Below are 6,063 nucleotides of genomic sequence, written 5' to 3'. Positions count from 1 at the left end.
GATGACCGAGGCTGAACTGGCATCCACCGACGTGGAATCCATCGACGATTTCCGTGCCCGGGCCAGAGCATGGCTGGCCGACAACATGCCGCCCATCGATCCCGCGCATCCGCCGGCCGCCCACCGCGACGAAGAGCGCTGCTGGCAGCGGGCCCGTGAACTCCAAAAGCGGTTATATGAAGCCGGATTCGCGGGTATCTGTTTTCCCCGCGAGTACGGCGGGCTGGGTCTGGACTACGAATACCAGAAGGTGTTCAACGAGGAGAGCCTCAGTTATGAGATGCCGCTGATCCTCAACACGCCGACGTTCACGATCTGCTGCGCGACGCTGCTCGACACCGGGAGCGAAGAACAGAAACGTCAGCGCATCGGCGCGGCGCTGCGGGGCGACGAGACACTGGTTCAGCTGTTGTCCGAGCCGAGCGGCGGATCGGATCTCGCCGGTGTGATCACCCGCGCCGAGCGGGACGGGGACCGCTGGGTGCTCAACGGCGCAAAGACGTGGAGCACCAGCGCGTTCGCCGCCGACTACGGCCTGTGCCTGGCCCGCACGAACTGGGATGTGCCCAAGCATGACGGCCTGACGATGTTCTTGGTGCCCATCAAGCATCCCGGAATCACGTTGCGGCGCATCACTCAGCTGAACGGATCGACGGAGTTCTGCGAGGAGTTCCTCGATGGCGTCGATGTCGGCGACGACGCGGTCGTCGGTGAGGTCGACGGCGGCTGGGCGGTGGCCTCACGGCAGCTCTACCACGAGCGCCGCGCGGTGGGGATGGGTTCGGAATTCGCCAGCGGCAGCGGCAGTGAGGGCGGCCGAACGACACCGGTGAACTATGCGGTGTTGGCTCGCAAGATCGGGCAGGCCGACAACGAGCGGGTACAACAAATAGGCGGAAGGGCATTGGTGCACCGGGCGGTCAGCGACCAACTGGGCGACCACATCTACCGCAGCGTCCGCGACGGCACCTTGCCGCCTGCCGCCGGAACCCTTCTCCGCCTGTTCCATGCCGAGACGGTCACATTGGAGATGGACGCCGGCCTGGCGATCACCGGAACGGCCGGTGTTGTCGGCGCAGAGGGGGAGGGCCTGGAGACCGGCCTGCGATACCTGTCCCGGCAAACGGTCTGCATTGGCGGTGGCACCAGCGAGTTGGCCCGCAACGTGATCGGCGAGCGGGTGCTGAACTTCCCCCGCGAGTACGCCGCCGACCGTGGTGTGCCGTTCAGCCAGGTGCGGCACGGCAACTAGCTAGACCGTGCGGGCCAGTCGGTGCGCGAGCAACTCGGCGAACCGCGCCGGATCCTCGGGTGTACCGCCTTCAGCGAGAAGCGCTGTGCCATAGAGCAATTCGGCGGTCTCAGCAACCGATGGGTCGTCGGCATGGTCCTTGTGCGCCTGCTGCAGCCCGGTGATGAGCGGATGGTTCGGGTTGAGTTCCAGGGTCCGCTTCTCGACCGGAATGTCCTGCCCGGTGGCTCGGTACATCCGGGCGAGCGTGGGGGTGACGCCGAACGCGTCGGTGATCAGGCAGGCCGGCGATTCGGTCAGCCGGGTGGACAACCGCACTTCCTTGACGTGCTCGCTCAAGGTCTCCTTCAGCCAGCCCAGCAGGTCGGCGAAATCTTTTTCCCGCTCCTTGCGCTCGGCTTCGTGGGCGCTCTTCTCTTCCTCGGTGTCGAGGTCCACCTCGCCCTTGGCCACCGATTGAAGCGGTTTCTCGTCGAACTCGGTCACCGTCCCCAACCAGATCTCGTCGACGGCGTCGGTGAGCAGCAGCACCTCGTAACCCTTGGCCTTGAATGCTTCGAGGTGCGGTGAGTTGAGGATTTGCTGACGTGACTCGCCGGTGGCGTAGAAGATCTGCTCCTGGCCGTCCTTCATCCGTCCCACGTACTCGGCGAGCGTGGTGAGTTCGTCGTCGCTGTGCGTCGAGGCGAACGAGGAGACTTGCAGCAATGTCTCCTGGTTGTCGACGTCGCGCATCAGGCCCTCTTTGAGGACCTTGCCGAACTGGCCCCAGAAGGTGCGGTAATCCTCCGGCCGCTCGGACTGCAGCTCCTTGATCGTCGAGAGGACTTTCTTGGTCAAACGACGCCGGATCGCGTTGATCTGTCGATCCTGTTGCAGGATCTCGCGAGAGACGTTGAGCGACAGATCCTGTGCGTCGACGACGCCCTTGATGAAGCGCAAATATCTGGGCATCAGCTCGTCGCAGTCGTCCATGATGAAGACGCGCTTGACGTACAACTGGACGCCGATGTCCGAGCCTGGTTCGTACAAATCGAACGGCGCGTGCGACGGGATGAACAGCAGGGCCTGGTACTCGAAGGTGCCCTCGGCCTTCATCGAGATGACCTCGAGCGGATCGTCCCAGGCGTGCGAGATGTGCTTGTAGAACTCTTTGTATTCCTCGTCGGAGACCTCGTCTTTGGGCCTGCCCCACAGCGCCTTCATCGAGTTGAGCGTCTCGGTCTCGATGGTGACGGTTTCTTCGCCACCGTCCTCCGCGGCCGGGGTCGTCTTCACGACCTCCATCCGGATTGGCCAGGCGATGAAGTCGGAGTACTTCTTGACCAGCGTCCTGATCTTCCACTCCGAGGTGTAGTCGTGGAGCGCGTCCTCTTTGTCTTCGGGCTTGAGATGCAGGGTGACCGACGTTCCCTGCGGAGCGTGCTCGACCGAGGCGATGGTGTAGGTGCCGTCGCCGCTCGACTCCCACTTGGTGGCTGCGCTCTCGCCGGCCTTCCGCGTGAGCAGCTCGACCTTGTCGGCCACCATGAAGGTGGAATAGAAACCGATACCGAACTGACCGATCAGTTCCTCCGAAACCGCTGTGTTTTTAGCATTCTGGGCTTCCCTTAACTGCTGACGCAGCTCGGCGGTACCCGACTTGGCCAGGGTGCCGATCAAATCGACGACCTCGGCGCGGGTCATGCCGATGCCGTTATCGCGGACGGTGAGGGTACGGGCGTCCTTGTCCGCCACGATCTCGATATGCAGATCGGAGGTATCGACATCCAGATCCTTGTTCTGGAACGCTTCGATGCGCAGCTTGTCCAGGGCATCGGAGGCGTTCGAGATCAACTCCCGCAGAAATGAATCCTTGTCGGAGTAGACCGAGTGGACCATCAAGTCCAGCAGTTGCCGTGCCTCGGCCTGAAACTCCAGCTGCTCGACGCCCGCAGTCATGACTTCCCTCCATAAGATCGCATTCGAGGGCAGGCTACAGTATCGCCCCGGTGTCTTTGGCCTTGGCGATGTCGTCCCAGTCGAAGCCGAGCTCGAGCAGAACCTCCTCGGTGTGCTGTCCGTGTTCGGGTGCGCGTCCCGGGCCAGGCGGCGTTTCATCGAACTGCACTGGCGCAGCGACCATTACATACTCGACGCCTTGATCGTCGACATTGGTGATCAGGTAGCCGTTGGGTTTGCTCTGCGGGTCGTTGAGGGTCTCACGCGGTGTGGCCAGCGGCGCCCACACACCGGGTTCGTCGGCCAGCGCTTGCCGCCAATGCTCCAGGTCGTGCTCGGCGAACTTGGCGCCGATCAGCGCGGTCGCTTCGGCCGCGTTGGCGACCAGATTCGACGACGGCACGAAGCGCTCGTCGGTCGCCAGCTCAGGCAACCCGATCCGCTGACAGAATCCGGCCCAGAACTTGTCCGGCTGCAGAAACACCATCTGGATCCACCGGTCGTCCTTGGTCCTATAGCGGTTGACCAGCGGGTTCATCGCCAACCCAGGCGGCGCGCCCGGGATGCCGTCGATACCGAAGAGGTCGGCGACCGAGATCGACGGCGCGATGCTCCACATCGCCTGGGCCAGTAGCGACGAATCCACGATCGTCGGCTCGCCGGTGCGCTCACGGTGGAACAATGCTGCACAGACACCGCCGGCCAGGGTGATTCCGGCCTGCAGGTCGCCGAAGGCCGGGCCTTGCACGGCGGGATTTTCGGTGCCGAACGGGGTGAGCGTGTAAGCGACTCCGCCGCGAGCCAGATAGGTGGCGGCGTCGAATCCGCCGCGGTCGCGATCCGGGCCGCGTACACCCAACCCGGTCCCGCGGGCGATGATGATGTTCGGGTTGAACCCGCGGATGTCTTCGACCGTCAGGCGCGCCCGCTGCAGCGCCGCCGGGAGCCAGTTGGTGAGCAGTACGTCGGCTTCCGCGAGCAGCCGGCCGAAGAATTCCCGGCCGGTGTCACTCTTGAGATCTAATGCGATGCTTCGCTTTCCACGGTTGCTCAGCTCGAGAATGAAGTCGGCATCGGCACGTGCCGCTTGCCGGGTGAACCCTCCGACCACCAGTGCCCGGCCGGGATCACCGACGACGCTCTCCACCTTGATGACCTCGGCGCCCCAGTCCGCCAGCGCGACACCGGCGGCCGGCACATACGTCCACGAAGCCAGTTCGACCACCCGGACGCCACTGAGCACGCCTGACATTCGACCACTCTTTTCGGTGTCTTTTCTATTTTAGGTAGTATAGATACTATAGGTATTCGTCAGCCTGTACTGCAACGACGCAGCGTCGTGGAAGAGATGCGATGGAGTCGAACGCTCGTCCGGTCCCAACTGATGGCCGGGTCAGCGCCCCGTTAGCTTTTCCCGGCACTCGCGCGAAAAATCATGAGCCCCAGTGTGGTTCGTCTCTACCAGATGCGCTGCGAAAGGACCGGCGATGGGCAGAGTGACGGGCAAGGTAGCGGTGGTCAGCGGGGCCGCGCGCGGGCAGGGCCGCTCTCATGCCCGAATGCTCGCCGCCGAGGGTGCCGACATCATCGCGGTCGACCTGTGCGAGGACATCGAAACCAACGAGTACCCGCTGGCCCGTCCGGAGGACCTCGACGAAACCGCACGGCTGGTCGAGAAGGAGGGCCAGCGCGTCGTCACCGAGATCGCCGACGTTCGTGACCGTACTGCGTTGTCCGCGGCGATCGATCGGGGCGTCGCCGAGTTGGGTCATCTCGACATCGTGGTCGCCAACGCCGGCATCTGCCCGCTGACCGCGGGCCTGCCGCCGCAGGCCTTCGCCGACGCGGTGGACGTCGATCTGGTCGGCGTGCTCAACCTCGTGCACACCAGCCTCAAACACCTGCAGGCCGGCGCCTCGATCATCGTGATCGGATCCAACGCGGCATTCATGTCGTCGATGAACACGACGGGTATCGACGGCGGTCCCGGCGGTGCAGGGTATGCCTTCGCGAAAATAGCTGCCGCGCACTATGTCAACGATTTTGCGCTGGCGCTGGCGAAGTTCTCCATCCGGATGAACGCCGTGCACCCGACCAACGTCAACACCGACATGTTGCACAGCGCGCCGATGTACCGGGCGTTCCGACCCGATCTGAAGAACCCGACCCGCGAGGATGCCGAACCGGTTTTCCCTCTGGTGCAGGCGATGCCGGTGCCCTACGTCGAACCCGAGGACATCAGTGAGGCCGTGCTATTCCTCGCCTCGGACGCCGCGCGCTACATCACCGGCCAGCAGTTGCGCGTCGACGCCGGCGGCTTCCTCAAGGTGAAGCCATGGTCGGGCGCGTGAGATCCGGTCAATCCAACTGCGGTCCAACCGAAATGGAGAGGTGAGCATGCCCACCGCCAACGACGATGCAGAGCGTAGCGATGAGGAGGAGTGGGCGCATGCCTAAAGCCAACGACGATGCAGAGCGTAGCGATGAGGAGGAGTGGGCGCATGCCTAAAGGGATCATCTACCTGGAGTCGATGCCGGTGTCGCCGGACCGCGTGGAGGACTACCACAAGTGGTACAACGACACCCACCTGGCCGAGATCTGCTCGGTGGACGGCGTCGTCTCGGCGCGCCGGTTCGCGCCCACCGACGGAAAAGGCCCATTCATCGCGATCTACGAGCTTGACTGCGACGACCTCGACTCGGTGGTGCAGCGGCTGGGGGAGCTCGGTGCCAGCGGCAAGATGTCGTCGCTGGAGCTGCTCAACATGGACCCGCCGCCAATTCCGAAGGTGCATAAGCAGATCGGCGACTACACAAAGTGACGTCGATCGTAGAGGTGGCTCCGGAGGTTCAGAAGCGCATCTATGCGC

General features: G+C 63.8%; 5 protein-coding genes. 3 read left to right on the top strand and 2 right to left on the bottom strand.

The genetic code is table 11. The annotated features are described in order from the left end of the window. Window position 1: 1 nt before the first annotated feature. Window positions 2–1,252, top strand: coding sequence for an acyl-CoA dehydrogenase family protein (locus VKI00_RS05830; protein WP_324436060.1), 1,251 nt, complete (start codon window positions 2–4; stop codon window positions 1,250–1,252). On the opposite strand, the gene htpG is transcribed toward VKI00_RS05830, so the two are convergent. Next, window positions 1,253–3,193 carry a molecular chaperone HtpG gene (gene htpG, locus VKI00_RS05825; protein WP_324436059.1) on the bottom strand — a complete coding sequence of 647 codons (1,941 nt, stop codon included), beginning with the start codon at window positions 3,191–3,193 and terminating at the stop codon, window positions 1,253–1,255. A gap of 34 nt (window positions 3,194–3,227) precedes the next feature. After that, on the bottom strand, window positions 3,228–4,445 hold the full coding sequence (locus VKI00_RS05820) for a CaiB/BaiF CoA-transferase family protein (protein ID WP_324436058.1): 1,218 nt from the start codon (window positions 4,443–4,445) through the stop codon (window positions 3,228–3,230). 235 nt (window positions 4,446–4,680) lie between these two features. Between VKI00_RS05820 and VKI00_RS05815 the strand changes: the two genes are divergently transcribed. Then, the gene (locus tag VKI00_RS05815) at window positions 4,681–5,544 is read left to right on the top strand and encodes a mycofactocin-coupled SDR family oxidoreductase (protein ID WP_324436057.1); all 864 of its coding nucleotides are present in this window, start codon (window positions 4,681–4,683) and stop codon (window positions 5,542–5,544) included. A gap of 150 nt (window positions 5,545–5,694) precedes the next feature. Then, window positions 5,695–6,015, top strand: a complete 321-nt coding sequence (locus VKI00_RS05810; RefSeq protein WP_324436056.1) for a hypothetical protein — start codon at window positions 5,695–5,697, stop codon at window positions 6,013–6,015. The last annotated feature ends 48 nt before the right edge of the window (window positions 6,016–6,063 follow it).

The organism is Mycobacterium sp. (assembly GCF_035314665.1).
Lineage (GTDB): Bacteria > Actinomycetota > Actinomycetes > Mycobacteriales > Mycobacteriaceae > Mycobacterium.
Note: the sequence above shows the minus strand (reverse complement) of the source record. Positions and strands in the feature narration are given on the sequence as shown.

Excerpts from the sequence above, each read along its gene's own strand:
- VKI00_RS05830 (WP_324436060.1), top strand. The coding sequence starts at position 2 with ATGACCGAGGCTGAACTGGCATCCACCGACGTGGAATCCATCGACGAT.
- htpG (WP_324436059.1), bottom strand. The coding sequence starts at position 3,193 with ATGACTGCGGGCGTCGAGCAGCTGGAGTTTCAGGCCGAGGCACGGCAA.
- VKI00_RS05820 (WP_324436058.1), bottom strand. The coding sequence starts at position 4,445 with ATGTCAGGCGTGCTCAGTGGCGTCCGGGTGGTCGAACTGGCTTCGTGG.
- VKI00_RS05815 (WP_324436057.1), top strand. The coding sequence starts at position 4,681 with ATGGGCAGAGTGACGGGCAAGGTAGCGGTGGTCAGCGGGGCCGCGCGC.
- VKI00_RS05810 (WP_324436056.1), top strand. The coding sequence starts at position 5,695 with ATGCCTAAAGGGATCATCTACCTGGAGTCGATGCCGGTGTCGCCGGAC.